The sequence below is a fragment of the Janthinobacterium sp. SUN120 genome (assembly GCF_030397735.1).
GTDB classification, from domain to species: Bacteria; Pseudomonadota; Gammaproteobacteria; order Burkholderiales; family Burkholderiaceae_D; genus Janthinobacterium; species Janthinobacterium kumbetense.
Genome location: NZ_JAPUBW010000001.1, coordinates 455,950 through 478,570 on the forward strand (window position 1 = coordinate 455,950; position 22,621 = coordinate 478,570).

Annotated in this window: 22 protein-coding genes; 14 read left to right on the forward strand and 8 right to left on the reverse strand. The window is 53.4% G+C overall.

The features are described from left to right. The first annotated feature begins 73 nt into the window (after positions 1 to 73). Together O0879_RS02000 and O0879_RS02005 are read left to right on the forward strand one after the other, a co-directional pair. The gene (locus tag O0879_RS02000; RefSeq protein ID WP_289914400.1) at positions 74 to 724 is read left to right on the forward strand and encodes an HAD domain-containing protein; all 651 of its coding nucleotides are present in this window, start codon (positions 74 to 76) and stop codon (positions 722 to 724) included. A 180-nt stretch (positions 725 to 904) separates the two neighbouring features. After that, entirely contained in the window at positions 905 to 1,468 is a 564-nt protein-coding gene (locus O0879_RS02005; protein ID WP_289914401.1) for an RNA 2'-phosphotransferase, read from the forward strand. A gap of 184 nt (positions 1,469 to 1,652) precedes the next feature. On the opposite strand, the gene O0879_RS02010 is transcribed toward O0879_RS02005, so the two are convergent. The 3 genes from O0879_RS02010 to O0879_RS28560 form a co-directional block, all read right to left on the reverse strand. Then, on the reverse strand, positions 1,653 to 2,054 hold the full coding sequence (locus tag O0879_RS02010; RefSeq protein ID WP_289914402.1) for a hypothetical protein: 402 nt from the start codon (positions 2,052 to 2,054) through the stop codon (positions 1,653 to 1,655). Between the two features lie 267 nt (positions 2,055 to 2,321). Continuing rightward, positions 2,322 to 2,534 (reverse strand): hypothetical protein, encoded by a 213-nt coding sequence (locus O0879_RS02015; RefSeq protein WP_151096133.1) that lies wholly within the window; start codon positions 2,532 to 2,534, stop codon positions 2,322 to 2,324. A 60-nt stretch (positions 2,535 to 2,594) separates the two neighbouring features. Continuing rightward, positions 2,595 to 2,807 (reverse strand): helix-turn-helix domain-containing protein, encoded by a 213-nt coding sequence (locus O0879_RS28560; protein ID WP_354670175.1) that lies wholly within the window; start codon positions 2,805 to 2,807, stop codon positions 2,595 to 2,597. Between the two features lie 703 nt (positions 2,808 to 3,510). Here O0879_RS28560 and O0879_RS02020 point away from each other — a divergent pair. Together O0879_RS02020 and O0879_RS02025 are read left to right on the forward strand one after the other, a co-directional pair. Next, a complete protein-coding gene (locus O0879_RS02020; RefSeq protein ID WP_289914403.1) occupies positions 3,511 to 4,548 on the forward strand; it encodes a depolymerase in 1,038 nt (345 codons plus the stop codon). Between the two features lie 442 nt (positions 4,549 to 4,990). Further along, positions 4,991 to 5,935, forward strand: coding sequence for a hypothetical protein (locus O0879_RS02025; protein WP_289914404.1), 945 nt, complete (start codon positions 4,991 to 4,993; stop codon positions 5,933 to 5,935). Between the two features lie 88 nt (positions 5,936 to 6,023). Here O0879_RS02025 and O0879_RS02030 read toward each other — a convergent pair whose 3' ends face one another. The 3 genes from O0879_RS02030 to O0879_RS02040 form a co-directional block, all read right to left on the reverse strand. Beyond that, positions 6,024 to 7,715: a serine/threonine protein kinase gene (locus O0879_RS02030; protein WP_289914405.1), complete on the reverse strand. Its 1,692-nt coding sequence runs from the start codon at positions 7,713 to 7,715 to the stop codon at positions 6,024 to 6,026. Positions 7,716 to 7,722: 7 nt separating this feature from the next. After that, positions 7,723 to 8,271: a hypothetical protein gene (locus O0879_RS02035; protein ID WP_219890559.1), complete on the reverse strand. Its 549-nt coding sequence runs from the start codon at positions 8,269 to 8,271 to the stop codon at positions 7,723 to 7,725. 188 nt (positions 8,272 to 8,459) lie between these two features. Next, positions 8,460 to 9,296: a vWA domain-containing protein gene (locus O0879_RS02040; protein ID WP_289914406.1), complete on the reverse strand. Its 837-nt coding sequence runs from the start codon at positions 9,294 to 9,296 to the stop codon at positions 8,460 to 8,462. Between the two features lie 880 nt (positions 9,297 to 10,176). On the opposite strand from O0879_RS02040, the gene O0879_RS02045 reads away from it, so the two are divergent. Next, complete coding sequence (locus tag O0879_RS02045; protein ID WP_289916130.1) at positions 10,177 to 10,506, forward strand: GNAT family N-acetyltransferase; 330 nt, start codon at positions 10,177 to 10,179, stop codon at positions 10,504 to 10,506. A 502-nt stretch (positions 10,507 to 11,008) separates the two neighbouring features. After that, complete coding sequence (locus tag O0879_RS02050; RefSeq protein ID WP_289914407.1) at positions 11,009 to 11,470, forward strand: GNAT family N-acetyltransferase; 462 nt, start codon at positions 11,009 to 11,011, stop codon at positions 11,468 to 11,470. Positions 11,471 to 11,676: 206 nt separating this feature from the next. On the opposite strand, the gene O0879_RS02055 is transcribed toward O0879_RS02050, so the two are convergent. Beyond that, positions 11,677 to 11,880: a cold-shock protein gene (locus O0879_RS02055; protein WP_289914408.1), complete on the reverse strand. Its 204-nt coding sequence runs from the start codon at positions 11,878 to 11,880 to the stop codon at positions 11,677 to 11,679. 480 nt (positions 11,881 to 12,360) lie between these two features. On the opposite strand from O0879_RS02055, the gene O0879_RS02060 reads away from it, so the two are divergent. From O0879_RS02060 to O0879_RS02085, 6 genes are all read left to right on the forward strand, one after another. Beyond that, positions 12,361 to 13,554 (forward strand): hypothetical protein, encoded by a 1,194-nt coding sequence (locus O0879_RS02060; RefSeq protein WP_289914409.1) that lies wholly within the window; start codon positions 12,361 to 12,363, stop codon positions 13,552 to 13,554. A gap of 388 nt (positions 13,555 to 13,942) precedes the next feature. Beyond that, the gene (locus tag O0879_RS02065) at positions 13,943 to 14,488 is read left to right on the forward strand and encodes an HNH endonuclease (protein ID WP_289914410.1); all 546 of its coding nucleotides are present in this window, start codon (positions 13,943 to 13,945) and stop codon (positions 14,486 to 14,488) included. A 209-nt stretch (positions 14,489 to 14,697) separates the two neighbouring features. Next, positions 14,698 to 15,135 (forward strand): GNAT family N-acetyltransferase, encoded by a 438-nt coding sequence (locus O0879_RS02070; protein ID WP_289914411.1) that lies wholly within the window; start codon positions 14,698 to 14,700, stop codon positions 15,133 to 15,135. 54 nt (positions 15,136 to 15,189) lie between these two features. Then, the gene (locus O0879_RS02075) at positions 15,190 to 16,014 is read left to right on the forward strand and encodes a ThiF family adenylyltransferase (RefSeq protein ID WP_289914412.1); all 825 of its coding nucleotides are present in this window, start codon (positions 15,190 to 15,192) and stop codon (positions 16,012 to 16,014) included. Then, positions 16,011 to 16,493 (forward strand): Mov34/MPN/PAD-1 family protein, encoded by a 483-nt coding sequence (locus O0879_RS02080; protein WP_289914413.1) that lies wholly within the window; start codon positions 16,011 to 16,013, stop codon positions 16,491 to 16,493. Before O0879_RS02075 ends, O0879_RS02080 begins: the two co-directional genes overlap by 4 nt. Beyond that, positions 16,486 to 17,607 carry an HNH endonuclease gene (locus O0879_RS02085; RefSeq protein WP_289914414.1) on the forward strand — a complete coding sequence of 374 codons (1,122 nt, stop codon included), beginning with the start codon at positions 16,486 to 16,488 and terminating at the stop codon, positions 17,605 to 17,607. The genes O0879_RS02080 and O0879_RS02085 overlap by 8 nt, the downstream gene beginning before the upstream one ends. 663 nt (positions 17,608 to 18,270) lie before the next feature. On the opposite strand, the gene O0879_RS02090 is transcribed toward O0879_RS02085, so the two are convergent. Then, positions 18,271 to 18,618, reverse strand: a complete 348-nt coding sequence (locus O0879_RS02090) for a hypothetical protein (protein WP_289914415.1) — start codon at positions 18,616 to 18,618, stop codon at positions 18,271 to 18,273. A 1,731-nt stretch (positions 18,619 to 20,349) separates the two neighbouring features. Here O0879_RS02090 and O0879_RS02095 point away from each other — a divergent pair. Continuing rightward, positions 20,350 to 20,715, forward strand: a complete 366-nt coding sequence (locus tag O0879_RS02095) for a hypothetical protein (protein WP_289914416.1) — start codon at positions 20,350 to 20,352, stop codon at positions 20,713 to 20,715. Between the two features lie 1,475 nt (positions 20,716 to 22,190). Continuing rightward, the gene (locus O0879_RS02100; RefSeq protein ID WP_289914417.1) at positions 22,191 to 22,475 is read left to right on the forward strand and encodes a hypothetical protein; all 285 of its coding nucleotides are present in this window, start codon (positions 22,191 to 22,193) and stop codon (positions 22,473 to 22,475) included. Positions 22,476 to 22,621 lie beyond the last annotated feature (146 nt).

A 22,621-nucleotide genomic window follows, 5' to 3' on the forward strand; every position in this document is an offset into this window, starting at 1 on the left:
CCCCCTACATCTGCGTGCGCCCTGGACGCCAGAGTGTACCTACTGTGTCATCAATAGCACATCTTTGGCGGTCATGAACCCTGTGCTCTATCTCGATTTTGATGGCATTTTGCATCCGGCAGATGTTCGTGTTACGCCTGAAGAACCTCTGCAGCCAAGGGTTTATGTGCGTGGCAAGCCGACCGACGAACCTCTTTTCCGGCACGTTTCGTTGCTCGAGCTCCTTTTGTACCCATACCCTGATTTGCGGATTGTGTTGGCGACATCCTGGGTACGCGCGTTCGGGTATGAGAACGCGTTAAAGCGGCTATCGCCCCCGCTTCAAGAGCGCGTCATTGGTGCCGCTACGTTTCCAGCGCCAACTCGATTTGGCACCATATCTTTCGATGCGGAGGAACGGGGGGGCACGAATTGGTTATCGCTCGACGATGACCACGTCGGGTGGCCGGAAGAGCGCCTGCATCAGCTGGTTGCCCCAACAAACCCATACCTGGCGCTCGTTGAGCCCGGCGTCGCCGCAAAGCTGGCGATAATGCTCGAGGCCCTGTGCGCCGGAGTTCCCCTTGATGCGGTAACAAACGTCGCGAGGTCAACTTCGACGGTAGACCGACTTTTTGCTCTTCCCAACGTCACAAGGGCCGAGGTCCTTCGCGCACTTGAAGAAGATGCCAGGGTCGAGGAAATACTTCGACAGGCTCGAGCGAGGCGTGACAACGCTATCTAGCCGTCCGGTAGCAGGGCCTGGTACTCCTTGCCACGGCAATTCGAGTGTCACGCCCTTGCGCCTCAGTTCGTTGTGTACGGCCGGATGAGCTGATGCCAACGGCTTCACAGACTACTGTTCCCCGGCGGCGGCAACAGCAACTCCAAGTGAGTTCCGAAAAATGCAGGACGCGTTTATGAATTGAAAGCGAAAAACAAAATGACAACTTTGGAACAGAAAAGCAAATTGTTGTCCCGCTGGCTTCGGCACCGGCCAGATGCAATCGGCCTTGAAATCGATAAACGTGGATGGGTTGACGTTGCTGAGTTGCTCTTGAAATCAGCGAGTGCCGGTGTCGCGCTCACTCATGACGAGCTGATGCAAATAGTGGTCGAAAACGATAAGCAGCGATTTTCGTTGAGTGAGGACCAGACGCGTATCCGCGCGGCACAAGGGCACTCTGTCGATGTTGACCTGAAGCTTCCGGTGAAAACCCCGCCTCCGGTGCTATTTCACGGTACGGTGCAAAAGTTTATCGCATCGATTCGCCGGCAGGGTCTGCTGCCAGGAACGCGACGAGACGTACACCTGTCTGCGACGAAACAAACTGCAGAAGTGGTAGGTGCGCGACGAGGTGCGGCTGTAGTACTAATTGTTGAGACACATCCACTGCTTCTCGATGGCCACGAGTTCAGATGTTCTACCAACGGGGTTTGGTTAATTCAGCACGTCCCGGCAAAGTACATCCGGTTCCCGGATAAGTGAATGCACGGGCGACGCTGAAAGCCTCAGTCCTGTCGTGACGCTCTTGCACACTGACGACCTTCAGTTTCATCCCACTAAACCCCATGTCTTGTCCTGGTCTGATGCAGTGCGATACATCAACAGGCGACGGGCGACGGGCGCGAGAAAATATGAGGGGCACGCTGGTAGCACGCCCCTCATCAAATTATGAAATATCTTTCAACATAATTTCATCGGTGCCTGACTGAGCTTGCGGCGCATCGATAGCCGCGGATTCTCGTGCTTCTTGGAGCGCGTAAAAACTCTTCTTTACGGCTGTATGGGCGTCTTTATACGCCGCGTCAGCGTGCTGGTACAAAGCTTGGGCCTTTCGCTGCATTTCCACGAGCATACGGTAAACAGGGGTATATGCCTCTTCACCTTCATGAAACCGATTCTTCTCCAGTGCGTGCTGCAAATTAATTGCGTGCTCACAGACCTCTAATGTTGCGCGAAACCGGAAGTCGGCTGAGTTTGCCGCTTCTCTTGCATCGCTGCGGCTTTCGACGGCGGCGTTGAATTCGGCTTCGAGCTTAACGAGGGTCGATACGTCAGAGTTTGTCAGCATGTTTTTGTCCTTTGGGAAATTGTTTTCGGAGCGAAAGAGGCGCCTATCTTTGGTGTAGACACAAAGGAGCGAATTTTGTTATATGCATTGAAAATATTTTTTCCCGTCGGAAAAATGGAAAATCAAGGCGGCTGTACGCTGCAGTAGGCCCTGGTACGAGCAGATTTGACGGAGAATCGCAATTAAAAGGCAGGCGACCATTAGGGTTCATTGAACTGATAATGCACTTCTGAAACGAACCAAGGCAGGCAAGCTGGGTATGCTGCCTTAGCCCTCGGTGAGATACTCCGCAGTGTATGCGGCGAGAGTGACCTGTAAAAGCCGGTACTCCCTCAACATTGCTCGCTCGGTTGTTTCCTTTATCTGTTCGTCGGTCCAACCGGCAGCACGAGCAGCGCGACTGAAACCGGCGAGAAGGGAAAGTGCATTGTCGTTTGTGACCTTAAAATCAACTGGGGCGCGGGAGGCAGTAGGGTTCATGTTTATGATTTCCATGGTGAAGTAATGAGTGCTCGAATTGGGACTTGAATTTTCTAGTTGCTATCTGCCGCTTGTCGCGTTTACGCGAGACTCGACGTGGCTTGCGAGCCAGGCGTCAACGTCGACCCGGCGCCATCGCAGGAGCCGCGTTCCGGGGATATGCAGGCGAGGAGGAACGGCCAGACGGTTGCGGCGGATGTCTTTTTTAATTGTTTCCGGGCTACGGCCGAGCAAGTCGGCCAAGTCGGCCAAATCCCAAATTGAATTTTCCATATGTTCTCCAAAAAATTATGTGAAGCATCCGAGGCGCCAAAAGAATGAGCTGGGCGCCGACAGGTGCCGGTATACGTCATTGAGTGACGGCACGTGTAGCGGATGGTTTTATATGCGGAGGTAGGTTTGAAAAGGACAGTCACATGGCACCATCTTGATGACGAGTTGCTCTTCGAGTGCGCGTGAACGGTACCGGACGCGGAAAAGCGATTGGAGGAAAGCCTAGCCGTCTCCCGTGAGCGTCTTTCAAGCCGATATGCAAAGTGTGCGCCGGCTGGTAGAGGATGCAAGGGTGCAGGGGTGCAAGGATGCAAAAAGCTAACCATTTCAGACCAGAGTCTTCCACGCAAATATGTGAAATTTGCGCCGGAAGCAATGAATAGGTTGAAAGTGGTGATGAGCGGAAATTATATAAACTATACAAATTAAATTTATTGTCTATTCTCATGGAACCTAGGTAGTTTTCTGGAGTCTTGCTATTTCATCGGTCGTTTTTTGGAGTAATAAGAATGGAAAATATAAATATTTTCACAATTTCCGATGCATTTTGGAATTTGTATTTTTACCACTAAAAATAATAATTAATCTGTAATGATACTAATCGTGGGAGTATCCAATTGTACTGTGTGCTGCAGTGCGTCAATTCCGCGATGAAAGGCATGTTAGCGCCTTCATTCCTATGAATCACTATGTAGGAGTTGCTATGAAATTACCTTCCTCTATTGTCACAATGTTGCTGGCACTTAGTGTTTCCCCGTTGGTTCAGGCGAGCGACCCACTTCCGGGCGTGGGGGCAAGTACTGAGGGTACGTCCGTGTCCGGTCTGTCATCAGGCGCATTTATGGCAGTGCAATACCAAGTCGCATACTCAGCCTCGGTCTCCGGGGCAGGGATAGTAGCCGGCGGGCCATATTATTGCGCGTCGAACCTCCTACTAACCTATGCCGGTATCTGCATGGGAGCTATTCCGTTCTTTCCACCTAATCCCAATTTGATGGTGGCGGCTGCCCAACTTTTTGCGTCAAACGGAGACATCGACCCGCTAATTAACTTGCAAAAAAGCCGCGTCTACGTTTTTAGTGGCACCAAGGATACTGTGGTGTATCAGTCAGCTGTTAATGCCACGGTCGATTTTTTTAAGGGTGTTGGTGTGCCAAACATGAATCTGGTCTATGTTAATAAAGTGCCGTCCGGGCATGCGTTATTGACACCAAGTTTTGGCAACACCTGTAGTGCAAACAAGGCCCCCTTCGTCAGTAAGTGCACTGTAGGTAAGGCGGCATATGACCAACCCGGTGCAATACTTTCCCATATTTATGGGCCGCTCAATCCTCCGGCCAAGATGCGTACAGGCCGGTTGATAACGTTTAATCAGCGGGAGTTTGCCGATGCATCGACCAGTATGGCTGACGATGCATATGCGTACTTGCCAGCAAGTTGCACCCAAGGTATTAGCTGTAAAGTGCATGTTGCTTTTCATGGTTGCCTTCAGTCGGAGAAGGTTGTTGGCGACGACTTCTACGGAAAAAGCAGTTATAACGAATGGGCCGATAGCAACAACATAATCATGCTTTATCCGCAAGTGAACGATTCGCAACCGCTTAACCCCCAAGGCTGCTGGGATTGGTATGGTTACACTGGGCCAAATTATGCATACAAGAGCGCACCACAGATGAAGGCCGTTCAGGCGATGATTGAGCGGCTCACGTTATCCTCGTCAGGACCCATGGCGATGCACTGAACAGCGAGTGGCGAAGTATTCACACCCGTGATACATCTCATTACAAATGATGATTGGTGAAATATGGCGCAGTGCAGCATAATCAGCCTGTCTCCTCCAGTTCCTCCAAGAATTGGATTCAACCCGCCCCAGTTGGCGGGTTTTTTTTCGCCAAAGATTTCAGCTTCGGGGCGGATGCCAGCAGCCAGCAGGACGTTGGAGGAGTGGCGTCAACCGAACGAGCGCTTGATTACAGCCGTCAAATACTTCTTTTCCTGATTACGCCGTTGGTGTAATATTTTCCTCAGGAGAGAGGTGCATGCGTGCGCTTCTCGAAGGGTGGTTCCTTGGTTCTGGCCGACCAGTACACTATTCATACTCAATTTGATACTGAACTTCCTCGTTAACTACGTTCGATTTCTTAAACGGCCAGGTCATCTAATCGGACGAAGAAAGGTTGACGATGCAATTCACACATCAAACGCTCACCAGCACATCCAAGCGGTTCAGCGATTCCCTCAAAGAGATGGGTCTTGAACTGCCCTTTAGCTCGACTCAAAATACATGGGCTCAAATTGTCGTGGGGAAGAATTTCTCTGCCGCGGTAGCTTGCGCAAATGGACAGGGTCACATCTGCGCGGTGCCTATCACGGAGGAAAGTATCCAGGCGAAGCTTGGTGCGCGGAGTCGGGAGGTTGACAGCCAGGCCGCGGCCGACCTATTTGCGAAGGCAATTCGAGAGGACCTGCCAAAGCTTTCAATCAGCATGGCCAAACTTGTAACGTTTATTGGAGGTCGCGAACAGACCTGCCTCATTAGCGCCTGCTCGGACCAAACGGGGCTAGGAATTATGGACGCAAAAAATGCAGGCTATCTCCCGGTAAGCAATATGCGTTTCATCGGCGCCGAGGAGAACGAAGTAGCTTGGCTCCGTTCAAGCGCTGACTTGGTAGCCACTACCGTCAACACTTTGGCGGGAGTGAACACGCACCAGAGCCTTGAAATATTTGCCGCTAATTCTCGAGCGGGCAATGAGAAAGAGGACGAAGTTTTTGCTCAGCATTTCGGTGCCCGAATTGAACCCTGCAGCCAAGCTATTGTCGAGCAGATTCTGAAGTCCTTTGACCCTTTGTCGGCGAAAGAATGGGCGGTGGACTTTGACGATGTTCGGGACATCGTCTTTGATGTTTTTGAGCGTGAGCGAGGCGACGATGGGCACAATTGGTTGAAGCCAGAATGCGCGCTCGGGGAGGCAATGATTGACCATCTTGCGGCACGGCTCCGTGAAACCTTGAAGTGGCTGAGAGACCAGGCGAACGATGGGGCGGAAAGCGATTCTCCATTAGAGTCGTTAATGCAAACAGCGAAACTGTCGATGCGGAAAATTCTCAGCGTCCAGGTTAATTAACATCGACTCGTTCTATTAGGCTATTCCACGGTGAGTAAGTAAGCTGGCTCGTCATCTTGCCGTGGAACACTCGTTTGCGCAAAGGGAATTATTTAAACAAATTGGAAAGCCACGCGATGATTCCCCCTGACCTTTTCTGAGTGAGCGCTTCGTGTCGCGGTTGCATCGAGGGTGACGGCGGCACGGGGACTACTGGTGGCCTCGGAATGACCGTCGCCCGGGCTTTGGCAGGTGTCGGTGGGTTCTGGTGGCTCGGGCCGCCTGAGCACACTGGCGACGTCACTTTCCCTCTTGACGGGGGCGGAGGTGTTTGCTGCCGCATGCGCTCCAAAGCAAGTTGATTCGCGCTCAAGCTTCTTGGTGCCGCACTCGTGCGTGGCGGCGCCTTTTCTACGACAGGCTTAGAACTCTCTACGGCGAGTTTCTGCAACGTGCTGTTATTCGTTCGCGCTGGAATCAGGTCGGGCTTCTGATAAGGCGTCAACCGGTACTTGGCTTCCTTCTCGGTCAACACGGTCACCTGAGCGAGTGTCGCTGCTGCAATTGTCATGTGGTCATAGGCACCTTTCCGAAAAGCCTGGACCAAGCCGCGAACCGTAACCCAGCGGCCGACCCAAGCTTTGGTGGGCCTTTCCTTGCTTCTAGCTAACGCATCGCTCCATAATGCTATCGTTACGCTTTTTCCTCTCCAGTCGCCGAAATTCAGGAAAGCATATTCTAGGTAATCTGGGCTCACATGAACGATTTTTCCAACTAATTCAATCATTGACCCGATGTTTTCCTGAAATGCGGAGAAATTAGCCGCATCGAGAACGGTGTAGGGACTTATGTAACCGGAGCCAGTCGACGCGGCTATGGACAACTCACTCTCGCTCATCCGCTGCGGGATATTCCTGCGTGAGATGAAATCGTCAAGGCTTGGAATTTGCGCAAACTGCGCTGTACAAACGGTCGCGAAATTTTGGGCATCGCGCTCCAGACCAGGGATTTTGGCTAATTCCGCAAGGATGCGCGAACCGCCGGGATTCGCGAAATCGTTCGCCCTGCAAATGATGACACCGGCGCCGCTTTGTGACGAATCCCAGATGGAGGGCCTCGCGCACAGCGCACGCAAAGACAGGTTTAAAACAATGAAGGAGAACCGGTCTAGTCGAGCACTGAAGTGGGAGGAGTCACGCTTTGGGTGCTGATAGTCCCGATGGCCCAATTCCGCTCCGCCGAGCGACGCTATTTCCGGGACGAACATTCCGTCGTAGTCAATGAGCTGAAGTTGACGACCGCTGTCGGCCACCATGAGGTTGCCCTCCTGGATGTCTCCGTGAGCGATATTTTGCTCCTCAAGATACGCCGCAAGCTTCCCCAAAGACGCAATAAGGTTCGTTAGCTGTGTCGAGTCGTGAAAGTTCGACTCTACGAAGTCGCCTAGCGTTTTCCCCTCGGCCCACGCCATCTTTACGACCGGGTAAACACTTTGGTTCGCCTTGACGCCTGTCGGTTGGAAATCGAACCTTACGAAGTAAGGAGATGCCAAGGACGCGAGTTTCGACGAAATCCCCGCATATCTCCGTTCGATGCCCTTCGCTTCCTTGTGGAAGCAACGCACGGCATACTTAGTGCGATTTGTCTCGAGCGCATAGGTCAGGGCGAATCCACCAGACACGACGATTGGGGTGCCCATTCCAGAGGGCCGAATTCTCCCCGCAGCAAGTTCCGGGTCAGTGAACGCCGTTTTTGGGTACTGCAGAGCAATTTGGTACTGCTCGATGCTTGGGTATGCCATGGTTTGTTCAGGAAGACTCAACAATCAATCGGATGAGCGTTGAATCGTCCAGTTTCAATTTATTCTCCGACCGTAGTCGCAGGGTTAACGCGGAGAACTCTTCCTGTATCGTTACGGCGTCTAGGAGTTCTAGTGCCGATTCCCCGGAGCGCTGATTTTTGAGTAGCCACTGCCCTACAGCATCGGTCATCAGGTAGATTACGTCGTCTGGCAAAATGGTCCAGGTCTTGCTACTGTTCCGCTGGAAGAACCCTGGCTCTTTAACGAAAGAATTGTTCGGCGAAAGAGTCGACAGCAGCATCGGGTTCTCATCGAATTGCTCTGCCTGCTCATACGGGAAAGTGGACAGAAGGAGTCCATCGCGCACATGGACTGCAAGGCTATCGCCTACCGCCAGGACTTCGACCTCGCTGCCATTTTCCGCCAACTGCAGCGCCAGGAGCGTCGCAAAACTTCCGCGTTCAAATGCCATTTGTTTCGACCACGAGAGCGCAGAGAAATCGACCGTGGTGTTGTACGCCGTGATGGCGGTGCTCACCCAATCCCAGTCAAACATTTGGTTGGCCGAGTACTTGTCGACAAGGGCGCGCGCCCAACGCTTTGAGTCGTACGACTCCGAGGCGCCATCAGACAATGCGTAGCAGGAGAGCAATTCGTCGCATGCCCAAGCGTCCTCGTTCAGCTCGGGGCGCTCCAGGTCCTTCGGAACTGAAGCCGCGAAATCTTGACGTAGCCGCACAGGAATTAGCGCAACTGCGATGGGCGTGTTCCGATATCGAAAAAGTCTGCAATCTCGCCGGCCTCGGCATTGAAGATGTAGCCGCGCGATTCGAAAGAAACCTGCTGTCCCTTGTCCTGCACCGCTTTTACAAGATGTTCAGGAAGTTGGCTCGACATACGGAACAAGAGTTTCGCGTACTGGTCAGGTAAGTTCCCTTCACCGGCAGGAAATGACACCGAGCTACCGCCCTGCGCGCTAACGTGGAGGTTCAACAATAATACACTTCCATCGTTAGTCGAGAACTGTCTTAACGTGTCAGCTAGTTGTTCGGGGTCACCGTCCGTGGATTCGCCATCAGTGACGTGCAGGACGGTTGGAGGGTAGCTGTCCGGATGGCTGTCACACCACGCCGCGAGCTCTGCACCTGCGAGACGAATCGCTTGGCACATTGGCGTATCGCCGTTCGCCTGTGGCTCGAACCATACGGGGAATTTTACAGATTGCTCAATGACGCCGCCGGCGCCGTCGTCCACTTTTCGCTTGCGGTCCTCGACCCGAAGGGGGGCGGCCTCAATTGCCGAGATAGGATTCAGGATTTTGGCGCCGAGCGGACCATGCAAACTGTTTTGCGCGTTTCCGTTGCCGTAGCCGATAACGCCCAGCTCGAAGTAGTCACGGACACCATCCGCTTTCGTGCAGCGAGTTACCAAGTTCATAAATGTTCTATTGAGGACGTCGGAGACGAACTGGGCTTTTGTCTTTTCAGATGTTGACATGCGGTCACCCATGGAGCCCGACTGGTCTACAAGAAACAAGAAAGCAGTGGGCGCACTGCGCTGGATAGCCGCTTGGTATGGCATACGATGACTCCCTATGGTGTTGTGAAAAAACTACCCAAGCATTTTAAACTATTTCCTGAAAGAAAGTAATTTCCAGAAGAAAGTCGAGCGCAGTTCGTGGCATGGTTCAACTGCGTCCTCCAATCGGAACAGATGGCTATTGAGGTTGCTGGGGTCGGCGGCGCGATTATGCTGACGTCGCGCCCCTGCAGAGGTGGGGCACCGCCAACGGCACGCAAGGGACTCGTAAGTTAGATTGCAGAACGTTTTAAGCACTGCCCCGTTCCTTGCCATTCCGTAAGCTAGGGCTGACTACTTACATGTATGCTGCACTTGCGTTACTGTGATGATAGCCGCCAACGACGGCAGCCGGCACTGGCTGTGTAAAAACGCAAAAACACGACATTTTTATGGGTAGGGTGACCATTTTCTGTGCCGTAAAAACCGTGTAGCGGCCGTTCTGAACGGTCTATTTTTTTCACGCCGCATTTCTCTGCGTTTTACACAGCTTGGGTCAGAAGCAGACACAGAGAATCGATGAGTGGGAACGCATTTGAAACGTGTGCGACACTTGGAGCCACTAATCTCAAAGGTAACTATGAACTTGAATTTAGCTCTCATCGAACGATGGCTCACTGGCCGGAGCCTGGCTCGGGGTCTTCCGCTCCCGCTCCAGGACTCCGGTGGACTATGCGTGGAGGTCGGTAGTGCTAAAGAGACGCGCCGCCATGTATTCCTCGACGCTGGGCCGGCACTGCAAGCCTGTGCCGCGCAAACAAATGCGCCCCTTATCTTTTTGAAGGCAGCGGTTGCGCCTCATGTCTTGCGTGCTGCACTTCCAGAGTGCTGGAGAACTGAGGACGCAGCGTATCTAATGTACAGCCCGACGGCAATGCCTGAAATGGCGACACTACCTGCGGACTACCATATTTCTCTGGAGGTCGAGCATGGTGCTTACCTAGCACACGTCGTCCATGCAAGTGGCGAGTTGGCTGCTTCAGGTCGCGTCGCAGTGCATGCGGGATGCGCTGTGTTTGACCAAATCGTTACCGATGAAGCCCATCGCCGCTTGCGCCTGGCTACCGTGGTAATGCAAAGCCTAGATACGTTGGCCGAAAAGGCCGGTGCGACAGAGCGACTCTTGGTGGCAACGGAAGCTGGACGCGCCCTATACGAACGTCTAGGTTGGACCGTGCTTGCACCATGGTCAACAGCGGTGCTGTTTGATTAGCGTAATTTACCAAAAGAGCTATTGTTGACCGGCGGCTTTGGGGCGGAACCGTGCAACGATGGTAACCGTCCAAGAGCGGTCTTTCGAGTCGCACCTAGATGCTTTTTTATTACCTGTGAACCGATGATAAAAAAATCAATAATTGCTGGGTCAATCGCAATTCTCGTGAGCGTCATCGCTCTTTCACTCTGGATACACAAAAGCTCCATCGGTGTTTCGCTGCTGGGCCTTTTTGGGGTGACGTAACGAGCGGTAATCTTCTTTCCAACTTAGGCGCCTACTTTGAGGCGATTCCCGCCGCTCGTGGACGACTCTCAATTTTCGTATTGGCAACATGATATCCTTCATCTCACGGCCGGATTCGGCCAACTCCCGACTCCCAAGCCTAGGCTCTCTTTAATGTCATTTTTGCAGCCAATATTCGTTAGCTATTTTTAGCGTCACTTTTCCTTATGTTAATCCTTGAATTCCCAGCAGAAAACATCACACGGCATATGACGACATGGCCCGCAAGTGGCGCATGGAAGAAAAGCCGACTTCTCCTGGCATACTGTTTGCAGGAAGAGATTTCGATGAATTTCTCGCGATAGTCCAACGCGAGCCGACGGAATCGGACCCAGCTAGGGTGCCGTCACATCTGTATTTCCTTGTCGATACGGAGAGCTCGAAACTTCTTGGCGCCATTCATATTCGCCACCACATCAACCATCCGAATCTCATCGAGACCGGTGGCCATATTGGCTACGGCATCTGCCCAAGCGAAAGGCGCAAGGGCTATGCGACAAAAATGCTTGGCCTCGCCATTTCCGAAGCAAAAAACATCGGACTTTCAGACCTTCTTGTTACTTGTAAAGACGCGAACTTTGCGTCATGGAAGACCATCGAATCGAACGGAGGCATTTTTGAACGCACAACCAACGATGAAGGACAGCTTGCGCGCCGCTATTGGATTAAGGTGTTGTAGGGTCGAACTCGCCGCGTGCCTAGGACGCTCTGTTGATTTGGCACGTGCCAAAGTAAGTCGAAGCTAAGGGGCAGTGAAGTTTTGGACTCTTGCTGCTATCTAGCTGTTCGGCCAGCTGTTCAGCTACCAGCGCCGTATGTAGACCTAGAATATACCGACCAAAAACAAGTATTTTTGGTCGGACAAAATCAAATGGGTGCTTGAGCTTACGCGTCTTGGATATTCGAAGCCTGCTTTCCTTTCGGACCTTGGGTTATCTCGAACTGAACTTTCTGGCCTTCCTTCAGGGTTTTGAATCCGGCCATTGTAATTGCGGAAAAGTGCGCGAACAAATCTTCACCGCCGTCGTCTGGTGTGATAAAACCGAAACCCTTGGAATCGTTGAACCACTTCACTATACCGGTTGCCATGATGTGCTTTCAAAATTGAACTACATGAATGCCGACTTGTGGGGAGCTTGGGGCTACCTATCGGTCGGGTGCTTCGAATTCCCCTCAGAGGGATACCGAAACTATATTGTAGTCAAGTGCCGGGCAGGTATTGGAAATTTGTGCGTGTTGGTGCCGACTGCGATGGCGTGTTACTCGGTCGTACTCTTGAGTTTGAGGCTGTTCCAGAACGTCGCGACCTGGTGAGCTAGGTAGAAGATAAGCTGCATACCATCAGTACGGGCGCAGCAAAGACGCCCGGAGTCTATTGCTGGAGATTCAATCTGCACATGGTTCTGGTAAGGTAACTACTTGCTTGTGCCTACGATTCGGCTGCCTTGAGTTCTCTTTCCGGTTGTGGTAAAGATTGATTTTTAGGTTGTTGTTGGCGTCTTTGAATTAACGAACGGAGTCCGACAGCTGTACCTTTTTTTGCTCCAGGTGCAGGTCTAGGCCACCAGCATGACGTCGATAGAACATAGTGAGGACTTAGTGACCGCTCCCACCATCAAACGGGTTCGACAACGCCGACTGCGCTACCTTAATCCGTTTAAGGGACGCCCAAAGCCTATTCAGCTGAGCGGTCTGTTTCTATTTGACCCGGAAGTGTCAACGCGCCTTCGAGGCCAGTCTGTTCGTACGAGCTTCATCGATATGGGCGAAGAGTCGCTCTATAAGGGCCTGGAGCGTGCGGGCCGCATGGGCCGGGCCACCAAATCACTGAGAGATAAACTCATTGCTCTGCTTCCGCCTACAATTGGAAAAGCCATGGCGGATGCGTTCGACGCTCCTAATGCGTCCACTCATGCGTTTTCGCAAATGGGGCCGTGGGAGGCCTACCTTTTGGGCGCGATGCGTGACGAGAACGGTAACTCCACCGTTTGGCCAACATCCGCGCAGTTTCTTTATGATGTGGAACACGCTAGCCGCCCGGCGGCGGCACTTTGCGACGCGGGACAATTCCAAGCCGCCGCAGAACATCTAGCTAGCCACGCGCTTCTGCAGCGCTTCATGTCGCCAGAGGTGTTACACGGAATAGCTCAACCCGTCCATCCGAATGACCGTCTCGTGTTGCGAATTGTCGTCGCGCTGGAGGTATGGTTAAGTTTGCTTGCACTGTGGGATATCGAGGCGCGGCCGGGAGATGCTGACGATGCTGGCTCCTATATTGAACAGCTTCTGACGCAGGAGGAAACGACCAAGAATAGCGTCGCACTCTTATTTGACTGGCTTCTTAAAAAAGCGAATGTGGAAACGCCGACGGCGCTGATGAATGACCAGCGGCTCAGACGGTTCAGTGTCCAAGTAGGAACGCTCGGGGCTTGGAGCCGAGGGACAAACTTCCCAAGTGCCAGCTATGAAACTGCTATTGCCCGGGCTCTGCTCAGTGCCGAAGACGCCGCCACGTTCAAAATTCTCAGTGGCGCAGCACGTCAGCTCAACTTCCTGGGTTACGTTGCAGGGTATATCGAAGAAATCACGGGGCGGTTGGGAGGCGCCGCAGCCGCACAGGCCAGACTGCTCGGCCTTGGTCTGCCTTTTGGCTGCGACACCATTGAAGCGTGGATGCGGAGCCGATTTCCGGTTTGGCTGCAATTTCATCGAGCTAACCTCGTCGTGGAGGTGCCAGCAGCGACAGGGGCAGTCAGCCAGTAAACCGCCCCTGGAAGCTGCCCCAAACCGGCAACCTACTCGTCGTCGTCCCCGTCGTCACCTTGGTATCGGTCATTGTTAGGGTTCAGCTGGTCCGAGCGGTTGTCCTGACTGTAATCGTAACTCTCGTTGTTTGGATTCATGCTATCGCTGCGGTCGTCGTTTGCGGTTCTGCTCATTTGTAACTCCATTTGGTAGTCGTCGGTGAAATTGCCGACAAAGACGATTTTGGTGCAAGGGCCACGGAATGTAACTAGGACGGTTTGGAAACACCGAAGGTTCGTACTCCAGTTCTTTAGGGAATTTCCACGAATGGCAGATTTGCTCTGGGGTAGAACTGGACGCATCCAAGGCTTGCTGAGTATATAAAAATGAGTTTGGGGAGACATGTATGTCTACAAAACGCCTTGAACGCCTTATGTTTGTCCAGGGTGGAAATTGCTTCTTTTGCAAATCTCCTCTGCCTAAATCGGATGCTAGCATTGAGCACCTCTTTGCCAGCGCCAACGGTGGCGGCAACAATGAAGAAAACTGTGTTGCCTGTTGCAAGTCCCTGAATGCAATCTTTGGGAGCATGTCGCTTAAGAACAAATTCCAGGTAGTTCTCAACCAGAAAGGCAACTTCAAGTGCCCAGGAGGTCTCGATGTTGATGGGCTTGCGGTCGATGCGGAGATAGTTAAGGCCAAGTTGCCCCATGCTGCTTTGTCAAATGGGTTTGCCAGAAAGAATCCCAAGCCCGACAACTTCGCACTAGTTGTCGCCAATCTTAAACTGCGGGGTAAAGCACGCCCCCGTACAATTAAAACTCTGGCTAGCAGTATTGCCAATCTTTTCCCGAAAGGGATAGCCAAAGATGAAATTGAAGCGATTATTGAGAAATTGCAGTCAACGGGAGCAGTCTCTCTCAGTGAGGGCAAGGTCTCATACGTTCTTTGATTCGCTGGTGTTGAGGCGGCGACCCGCCGTGTATAGGGCGCTCAAGCACGCGGTCGTCCCTTTGAAATATCCATACTGGCCAGGGTGGGCGCATCTCCCTAATCCCATGTTGTTGCACAAGCAGCTCAACCAAGGCAGAGCTTGCACATCCATCGTTCGGCAGTTCCCGGTCCAACATCACACCATTGCACTATAACGGCGTGCGTGTGATGAACACCGACCCGCAAGTTATGACCTACCTGAACGCGGGCCAGCCCGAGACGGAGGAGAACACGCACGCTGCTATCGCCCGCACTGCGCGGCGCTGGGCTGGCTGGGGGTATTCGTGGTGGGCCCTTATGCGCAAGGATAACGGCACTATGGTCGGCATGGCCTGTCTGCAGCACCTCGACGGCGACAGCGCGAAACCGCACGAAATCGGCTGGCGCCTAGTACGTTCCGGATGGGGGAAGGGCTATGCCAGTGAAGCGGCGGCGGCCATCGTCAGGCATGCATTTGATGTGGTCGGCGCGCCGGACGTGGTGGCCGTGGCCCATCCCGACAATGCCGCTTCCATTAGGGTGATGGCGCGCCTGGACATGCGGTATGTTGGAAGGGAGCAGCATGACGACCTCGATTGCGTTGTGTATAGATTGGCGTGCTCATGAGAACGCTGGCAGTACTCGCGAAATCGTTGAAGTCGTTGAACTTGAACAGTGCTTATGCGCGAGCGTGGCGGCGCTTCTGCGGCGATGTTCTCAAAACATGTCGTCGTCATCGGGTGCGGGGCTATTGGAGCCGTTATCGCCGACGCTCTCGCAGCGACAGGTGTGGGTCGACTTACGCTTGTCGATTACGATGACTACTCTGAAGATAACGTATTTCGACACATTCTCGACCCAATTTGGATTGACGTTCCGAAAGTGCACGGCCTTCAATCTAAGCTTGAGCGGCAATACCCTGGCCTCAAAGTTACCCCGCTTACCATTAGTGGACAGGAGTGGCTATATGGTGCCGACCTTGGCGATGTGGATGCAGTCGTTTTTGCGCTAGGCCTACCAACACTTGAACAGGCCTTCTCCCGCACGCTGCGCAAGAAAAAGAAGCAGTTGCCGATTCTCTTCACGTGGCTGGAACCGCTTGACCTGGGCGGACACTCTGTACTGAGCTGGACGCAGGGTGAGGGTTGTCTGAACTGCCTCTATCGCGACGACGAAGGAGTTCCAAGCCTTCAATCCCGTATCGCATTCCTTGCCCCCAACCAGCCGGTCTCCAAGACGATTACTGGCTGTGGTAGCGTGTTCGTGCCATACGGGGCTTTGCAGTCCCGGCGTACAGCGCTGATGGCCGCTGAGCATCTCCTTTCGGCGCTCTCGGGCACGACCGGTCCTTCATGCCGATATTGGGCCGGGGACGGCGAAGCCGCTGCCGGACAACATCTGCAAACCACACCATGGTGGGATGCCGCACGAACAACCGTACCCAGCGATGCGCAATCGAAGCGCGCATTCGGCCGGCCATGCAAGCACTGCAGGGAGGCCAAATGAAATTGGTTTTCCGTGTTTCAAGCAATCAGCGCCTTATCCTTGTGGAAGAGGCAATCGAACAGATGCTAGCGTTTCGACAGCGCTCCTGGTGGCAATCGGAGGCCGGCGGCGTCCTCCTTGGGCGCCATCTTCTTGACACGGACGACGTTGTGGTTGACGAGGTCACAACTCCACAAAAGAGTGACCGCCGCAGCCGCTTCGGGTTTTTCCGTTCGAAGAAGCACAGCACAATCGCGCAGGGTCGATGGTCAGAAGAGGCAAGCACGGTTGCGTACTTGGGCCTCTGGCACACGCACCCAGAACCGGACCCAACACCGAGTGGCATCGACCGTCAGGACTGGAAGCAAGCGCTGTCAAAAGACACATTTCACGGGGACATGCTGTTCTTCCCGATAGTTGGCATAGAGAGAATTCGCGTGTGGGCAATGACCACCAATGGAGCATTTTTCGAATTGAAAGAAGAGGAAAAAAATGGCTAGGACCCAAGCACGAGCTGCAATCCCACCTGCGACAAGGCATGCGCTTTGGATTGCCGCTGCAGGAAGATGTCAATTCCGGGGCTGTAATAAACCTGTCTCCCGTGACTTCCTGACGAAGCGAGCCGCAAAAATCGGTGAACTGGCCCACATCGTTGCCGACAGCCCGGCTGGCGCTCGCGGCGTGGTGGGACTTTCAGAAAAGCTTGCTGACGATGCGAACAATCTAATGCTCGCTTGCTATGACTGTCACGCACGCGTGGACCGCAATGGGAAAAACAGCGAATACACCGCGGCCCAGTTGCTCGCCATGAAGCGTGAGCACGAGGCGCGCATCGAGTTGATATACAGTGCAACTGGGGTGATGGACAGCCTGCCGATACTGATGTCGTTCCCCGTCGGGACCCATTCGCCGGTATTCGACGTGCGCCAGGTAAACTACGCGATGCTCGAGAATAGCCGATTCACGCGCGCTCCCAGAAGCCCGCACATCCACATCGACCGTGCAGACTTCGATATCCTCGACAGCGCCGATGATTTTTGGCCGCGCGCTGAAGCAGCGCTGCAGACGATTTTTGAGCAGCGTATTCGCCCGGCGCTGACTGGGAAGAACGGCCCAACGCACCTGACGATTGCTGCATTCGCACCGATTCCGATGCTCATGAAGTTGGGCGCGCTTCTGGGAGACAAGATAGAAGCGACGGTACTCGATTTACCGGTCGAACGATGGCTATGGGATGTTCGGCCGGAATGTCCAGCTCCGAAATACAAATTTGACGTTCCCGAAAAGCTCCCTCGAGAGGTTGTGGTTGTCGTCAATATTTCAGGTGTCGCCACGCGCCCGGACCTCCAGATGCCGGTCTTGGAATTCCGTGCTGAAGCGCCCAATAGGGGAGTCATTCGAACAGAGGCGCACGTGCTCGAGTTCCGCCGGCAATTCAACGCGTTCTTGAATGCTCTCAATACCGCTGGGGTTCGCTTGCTGCACATTCTACCTGCAACCCCGCTGAGCGCAAGTGTCGAGATTGGACGGATGCTGCTACCGAAGATTTTCGAAGAGGTTCATGCGTGGGAGTGGCAGGCCCCAAATTGGAAGCAGGCGGTGCGTTTGAAGTGAACGAATAATCAACTTCATCGATAAATTCGACTTTGCTGGAACTGGAACACGAAACCGCTGTCTATTACTACGCAAATCACGCCCGCCATGAAGCGAAGGCATCCAGTCTTTTAACCCCAAAATTTTAGCGGACCCCTAGCAAAGAGACCTGTACGACGAAACGGAATAAAAGCGGTTGCAAGCGCCTTCGACGCACCGCTGCATAGGTTGTCTGGCACCCACAGTTCGGTACAGCGCCGAAAAAGGCCAACGCGCACAGGTGGCTGCCTACCCAGTCCTGCAGTTGCTAGCTCCAAGTCGCCTCGATGTAGGTGCAGTTCCCCCCAGCACCGCCTCGAACAGCTAGGTGCTGCCGATTTCGCCGTTACCGCCATAGGTCACGCCGACGCTTTGGCCGGCATATTCGATTAATAGGCGCTATCCCGGCGTGCGGGTTTGCTGCATCTACGTCGTCAGTTGCTGGCGCTAACGACGATAGTGCTCGTAGAAAGCGCAGTACTTTTAGACGTTCGATTGCTTGGCCTTTTACAAGAGGGCTTGAAATTCATATTTAACGTATAAATAATATACATATTGCTCTGCGGCACCAATCGAGCATTCTTGCCGCAGTAAGACGTTCCGCCCTCTCGCATTTTCATTCCGTAGGGAAAAACATATGAATAATCAGCAGACCTCTCCTCGCGCGATTCGCTGTCGCGTCAGTGTCTCTTTCGTATCCGCCCCATCGTCATGATTGATGGAGACGATTACGTACACGTTAGCGTAATGGCTTTCCATTAGGCCCTCAATTTTTCGCGCAATTTCTTCAGCCTCGGGTCGTGTATATTTCTTGGCTTGCTCAAGCACCTTCATTTTGTAAGCATAGCAGGCCTGTTTTCGCTCCCCCTCCGGAAGGTCAAGCCACACCTCGACTGCGTCAATTATGTCAGTTAGCGTAACCGTGCCATCGGCGGTGACTCCGCTCACATAGTGAGAGTCGAGGGTTCCGTTTTTCATTACATAGATAATCATAGACGCCCTATTTGAAATATGATTTGTGAGCAGTTCGTCAAGCCTGCAGGTGCACAGCCGGTTTGACATTGTTCGCAAAATTTCTGCTCGGGAAGGTTGGGTATCAAGGTAATAGTTCTCTCGATGGAAAAACGTGAAGTTAGTTCATCTTTCTTCAGGTTCAAGCTCAACTAAAAACTTCCATTTGCCAGTCCCGTCCTCGGTGTCTTCCCACGTACCGCAGAACTCGATTAGCTCGCTAGTCCGAGTCAGGTAACCTTTCACTGAAGAATTCCCATGGTAGCCGCCCGGATAGGTATATCTAAATTGCCCAATCGTCTGTTGATACTCCAAACTTGCAAGCAGCGAAACTGTGCCCTCGCATTCGTCTCCATCGTTGGAAAATACTACGTTAACTCGCCCGTCCGCTTCAATAAAACGGACAATCGACGCATCGTATCTCTCTCGACCCTCCTGTTCCCACATAACGGCCCCCATCATTTTCATCGCTCCAATGTCATCAAGAGCACCAGTCTACGCAGCGGAGATGCCGACGTCGAGCGCGAAATAACTTTGTAGATTTCGCAGATGCCCGTGCTGCAAAGTTATTTTCAGGTTGCCAAATTTTGGATTTTCTGCGTCTTGCCGGCGGCAAGCGCAACACCAAATTCGCAAGCGCTAGTGCTCTACGTTGCTGTTCCCATACGGACTGTTGGCTTTGCCAGCTTGGGACGGTACTGCCATTGTCAGCGCGTCGTTCCGCTGGAATTCTGGCGGAAGACTGTCAGATGCGAAGGGGATTACGGCGCTGTGGCATTGGACTGAGCCCTGATGGGCCAGGCAAGACGTGACGCGCGACGAAGGCATGGCAGCCGCATGGTGCGTGCCGGCGGGAACGATAGACCCTATAGAGCGGGGTGTGCGCAAATCTCTGGAGCCTTTCCGACCTAGCCCTCTTACTTCCTCAATTGCAGAAAATTTCCCCCATTTCACACGGAATTTATATGGCTGACATTCCCACCAGGGCTTTAGCCGGCGCCAATGCTGGCTCTGCCCGCCTGGGAAATGAAATGCCACCAATTATTGACGGTATCGACTATGGACGAATTTCGCGCCTGGTGAATCCCCTTGCAAGCCCCTTCGAAGGGCCGTCGAAGCCCAAGCCGGTATGTACGGCCCAGCACCTGTGACAGCTGGTCAGCCTCGTTCTGATATTTGGAACCCCATGTTTCATCGCTCTTATATTTGTAGGCCTGCGCGCCTACCACCGAAAATTTTCGTTCGTCGTCAACGACACTGGCCCGCCTGCAGATGACCGGGCTCGCGCTCCCAATTTTTCGGAACCGTCGCCAGTGGGGGGCAAGCTGGCAGACGTGACGCCGGAAAAATTCCCGGAGTCTTCGCAGTAAGCGCCGAGGTCAAAGGGGGTGGCGAATCACCACGCCCTTTATGCTGCTGGTAACACTTGTGTGATTGCAACCTTGTACGCGTAATCAAATGCCGCCGGCCAAAATCTCCCGGCCAGTGTTCAGCGGACCGCTGATTTGGCGTAAGAGTGCGATTTGAAATCCGACCCTTCGACGCCAATGACGACGCCATTGACGCCCAGCACCACGCCGGCCGGGTTCGTGGTGGACACGAACGCTCGGGTAGCGCAGGGTATGTCCACATGCGATATGATGTAATCGAGTAGTCGGCAGCGCGTATATGCAGCCGGCCGAATCTAAACCGCTTCTGCAGACGAGGATGCATATGGAAAACGAGGTATTTAGGTTGTTGTCTGACGCGCTGTCTATGTATCTTGGCACACCAAGCCCCCATGAGAGCCAAACCGGAGCGCGTTTCAAGGCACCGCATAAAGGTAAGGCGACCGTCTATCACGAGAAAATCGCGATTGGGAATCATGCCGAGGTTGCATTCGAACCGGTATCGATGGCTCGTCGCCTGCAGATGACAGAGGGGGAGTTGCGGGCTTTCCTGTCAGAACTCCGGATATCGACCGGAAGACCTGTATTGCCAAATCCTCAGTTTGATTGGCCGCGTGTGGGAGTCGAGTCAGCGGCTCACGTCGCGTTAGTTGCTGATTTCTTGCGACAACGGTTGCAGACCATTCCATAATTGGCCTGATGATGGCAGCGAGCATATGCCTGAAAGTTGAGATATCAATGCCTACCTGCCAAGCCAGATTTGAAATGCGGCTTGACCGATGCGCGCTCTCGTCAAGACACTACATCCGGGAAAAGCCGTATGTAACACTCAGGTGGAGCCGAGCCGAGTAGCCGAAAAATTTTCTCGCTACCAATGCGTTGGCCTCCGCAATTTACTAATCACATAAAGTTACTCGCAAGGGGAGGGGCGTGAAACGCTACCCCCTTTTGCTGCCACGACTCCGCGCTGGCCGCTGGCGGTGCCAAGTGCCGGTGAAACCGTGCGCCCGTGTTTGAACTCCGACGTTTCGGGAAGAGCAAGCGGTGGCCGGTGGCGCCCAGTCAGGTGCGATTGCTCACGAACTTGGGGAGCCTAGCCGGTGCGCTGAACGCCGCAGCGCCAGGCGCCCGGACTTGGTCGCATTTCAAATGAAACCAAGGCGCAACGGCAAGGGGGTGCTATTCCTGCCCCCTTTTTTTATTAGCTGCCCCGTTCTGGGGAGCGTCATCAACCTGTGCTACCAGCTCGGAACAAACTCTTCACGTGAAAATATTAAGGCCGCAGCCGCGCGCCCGGCACCATCTGCTGGGCCAAAACCTATGCCGAGTAGGCTTCACCCTGGCGCCAGCGCTGCTGGCCTGCCAATACCGGCGATGTGCCGGTATTGCTTCCTTCGAGGGCTGCAGCACCAAGCCTTGCCGCGATTTCAACTCTAAGCAAGCACCCGCTGGTTTGCAGGGGACTTAAAGTCTCCCGCAGATTTGCAACCCTCTTAAAGAAGGTCCAAAAGATATGGTTTATCGCTTTCCCCTCTGGCCTAACGCACCACCACCCCAGCCGCAGCCGATATGCAAGGCTGCCGGGAAATTGTCCGATACCCCGCGCATCTAGTGTTTGAGCTCCCTCGTTTCGGGGAGCACAAGCGGCCGCCGAACTACACCAACCGAACTTGCCCATATTTCAAATGCGACCAAGCCGTGACGGTACGGGCGAAGGCAACGCCACTGCACCATCGCTCATACTTGCGATATGATACGTGCAAAATAGATAAGGATTCTTGGATGGCGCACTACATGGAGTTCGTGAAAGAGTGGGTAGGCATGGGCTTCGCATTCCCTTTTCTGTTCTGCTTCACTTTATTTGGTCCATTTTTTCTGCTATTCATAGGTGATTCGAGGCGTAAATTTATCAAAAAAATAGTCATATTTTTGGCCACTTGCATGTTCTTCTCCTACTTCTTTCTTTGCCTTGCCAGCGGCATTTACTTTGGCAAGTTTTATGGGCTGGGTGGCTGGGGCATACTATTTGGCTTCGTTCTTTTTGTTGGTAGCGTGTCCGTGTATGTTTTCATAGAGAATTTCGTCAAAAAATATTCCCGCGTTAGCAATTAATGTGTTCCGAAGAGCAGTCCGATTTGCCATACACCTGGCGCGAGTCCGCTGGACATGGCTAAGCGCTTCTCGAACCCTTTCGAAACGGTTCCGCTACCCGCGCTCAACACCTGGCTGGTGCGACACACCGCCACCGTGGGCTTCGTGCCGCTTTGGCACGGACTGCGCCTGTTGGCCGCCGACGCCTCGTCGCTGCGCTTTGGTCATCGCGCCAGTCATGTGCCGCGCGCCGCATCGAGCGAGCAACTCGCCTTCGGGCTGTACCTGCCCTGTCCGGAACGGATGCTCACCGCGTCACTGCACAGCGTCCACGAGAACGAACGGCAGATGCGCGCCTAATGTCTCTGTTACTAGCATTAGGACATGCAACGGAGATTGTGATGCCACACGGCCATTTCAGTGTTTGGCCAGAAAGCACAGTCGGCAAGTTGTAATTTTTTCATCCGTGGAGTATCGTCCGCAATAACCTTCAGTTACCCGTCGAG

Bases quoted from the DNA above. Each gene is read 5' to 3' on its own strand.
- O0879_RS02000 (WP_289914400.1), top strand. From the start codon at position 74: ATGAACCCTGTGCTCTATCTCGATTTTGATGGCATTTTGCATCCGGCA.
- O0879_RS02010 (WP_289914402.1), bottom strand. From the start codon at position 2,054: ATGCTGACAAACTCTGACGTATCGACCCTCGTTAAGCTCGAAGCCGAA.
- O0879_RS02015 (WP_151096133.1), bottom strand. From the start codon at position 2,534: ATGAACCCTACTGCCTCCCGCGCCCCAGTTGATTTTAAGGTCACAAAC.
- O0879_RS28560 (WP_354670175.1), bottom strand. From the start codon at position 2,807: ATGGAAAATTCAATTTGGGATTTGGCCGACTTGGCCGACTTGCTCGGC.
- O0879_RS02020 (WP_289914403.1), top strand. From the start codon at position 3,511: ATGAAATTACCTTCCTCTATTGTCACAATGTTGCTGGCACTTAGTGTT.
- O0879_RS02025 (WP_289914404.1), top strand. From the start codon at position 4,991: ATGCAATTCACACATCAAACGCTCACCAGCACATCCAAGCGGTTCAGC.
- O0879_RS02030 (WP_289914405.1), bottom strand. From the start codon at position 7,715: ATGGCATACCCAAGCATCGAGCAGTACCAAATTGCTCTGCAGTACCCA.
- O0879_RS02035 (WP_219890559.1), bottom strand. From the start codon at position 8,271: ATGTTTGACTGGGATTGGGTGAGCACCGCCATCACGGCGTACAACACC.
- O0879_RS02040 (WP_289914406.1), bottom strand. From the start codon at position 9,296: ATGCCATACCAAGCGGCTATCCAGCGCAGTGCGCCCACTGCTTTCTTG.
- O0879_RS02045 (WP_289916130.1), top strand. From the start codon at position 10,177: ATGGCGACACTACCTGCGGACTACCATATTTCTCTGGAGGTCGAGCAT.
- O0879_RS02050 (WP_289914407.1), top strand. From the start codon at position 11,009: ATGGCCCGCAAGTGGCGCATGGAAGAAAAGCCGACTTCTCCTGGCATA.
- O0879_RS02055 (WP_289914408.1), bottom strand. From the start codon at position 11,880: ATGGCAACCGGTATAGTGAAGTGGTTCAACGATTCCAAGGGTTTCGGT.
- O0879_RS02060 (WP_289914409.1), top strand. From the start codon at position 12,361: ATGACGTCGATAGAACATAGTGAGGACTTAGTGACCGCTCCCACCATC.
- O0879_RS02065 (WP_289914410.1), top strand. From the start codon at position 13,943: ATGTCTACAAAACGCCTTGAACGCCTTATGTTTGTCCAGGGTGGAAAT.
- O0879_RS02070 (WP_289914411.1), top strand. From the start codon at position 14,698: ATGAACACCGACCCGCAAGTTATGACCTACCTGAACGCGGGCCAGCCC.
- O0879_RS02075 (WP_289914412.1), top strand. From the start codon at position 15,190: ATGCGCGAGCGTGGCGGCGCTTCTGCGGCGATGTTCTCAAAACATGTC.
- O0879_RS02080 (WP_289914413.1), top strand. From the start codon at position 16,011: ATGAAATTGGTTTTCCGTGTTTCAAGCAATCAGCGCCTTATCCTTGTG.
- O0879_RS02085 (WP_289914414.1), top strand. From the start codon at position 16,486: ATGGCTAGGACCCAAGCACGAGCTGCAATCCCACCTGCGACAAGGCAT.
- O0879_RS02090 (WP_289914415.1), bottom strand. From the start codon at position 18,618: ATGATTATCTATGTAATGAAAAACGGAACCCTCGACTCTCACTATGTG.
- O0879_RS02095 (WP_289914416.1), top strand. From the start codon at position 20,350: ATGGAAAACGAGGTATTTAGGTTGTTGTCTGACGCGCTGTCTATGTAT.
- O0879_RS02100 (WP_289914417.1), top strand. From the start codon at position 22,191: ATGGCTAAGCGCTTCTCGAACCCTTTCGAAACGGTTCCGCTACCCGCG.